Consider the following 1,129-nt stretch of genomic DNA (forward strand, 5'->3'; position numbering starts at 1 on the left):
AACGGACTCCCCGCCACCTCCCTCGCCTGGGGCGCCTGGGCCCACACCACCGGCATGACCGACCACCTCAGCGACACGGACTGGGAACGCGTGGAGCGCTCCGGCATGCCGCCGCTGCCCGTGGACGACGGACTGGCGCTGTTCGACGCCGCGCTTGCCCTCGGAGAGGGCTTCCTCGTGCCGGTTCGTGTCAACCCGTCGGCGCTGCGCGCCACCGGTGGACCCGTAGCCACGGTCCTGCGCGGCCTGGTACGTGCACCGGGCCGGCAGACGGCACGCCAGGGCGACGCGGCGAGCGGTGGTTCGGAGCTGGAACGACGTCTCGCAGGTCTTTCCGCGGCGGAGCAGGACCGGGTTCTGCTGGATCTGGTGCGGACACATGTCGCCGCCGTCCTCGGGCACGACAGTGCCGGGGCGGTGGAAGCCGACAAGGCCTTCCAGGACATGGGCTTCGACTCCCTGGCCGCCGTCGAGCTGCGCAACCGCCTCAACAGCGTGACCGAGCTCCGCCTTCCGGCCACCCTGGTCTTCGACTACCCGACATCGAACAGCCTCGCCCAGCACATCGGCGCCACCGTGCTGAGCCGCCAGGAGCAGCTGCCGGTCCAGCAGTCCGCGGTGGTCGCGGCGGTCGACGACGAGCCGATCGCGATCGTGGGCATGGCCTGCCGCTACCCCGGCGGCGTGAACTCCCCCGAGGACCTGTGGCGCCTGGTCGCCGAAGGCACCGACGCCGTCACCTACTTCCCCACCGACCGGGGCTGGGACCTCGACAACCTCTACGACCCCGAGCCCGGAACACCCGGCAAGACCTACTCCCGCAACGGAGCCTTCCTCCACGACGCCGCCGACTTCGATCCCGCCTTCTTCGGCATCTCGCCCCGCGAGGCCGTGGAGATGGACCCGCAACAGCGCCTTCTCCTGGAGACGTCCTGGGAGGCCATCGAACGGGCCGGCATCGACCCCCTGACGCTCAAGGGCAGCCGGACCGGCGTCTTCGCCGGCGTCATGTACCACGACTATCCGGACAACACGAACTCCGGCTCCATCGCCTCCGGCCGGGTCTCCTACACGCTGGGTCTGGAGGGCCCGGCGGTGACGGTGGACACAGCGTGCTCGTCGTCGCTGG

General features: G+C 70.8%; 1 protein-coding gene. It reads left to right on the forward strand.

Annotation, left to right across the window (positions count from 1 at the left end; genetic code table 11):
• The coding region (locus IE260_RS41015; protein ID WP_229881857.1) for an acyl carrier protein at positions 1–1,129 on the forward strand (1,129 nt) is incomplete at both ends.

Origin of the sequence: Streptomyces viridiviolaceus (assembly GCF_014650995.1) — a bacterium.
GTDB classification, from domain to species: domain Bacteria; phylum Actinomycetota; class Actinomycetes; order Streptomycetales; family Streptomycetaceae; genus Streptomyces; species Streptomyces viridiviolaceus.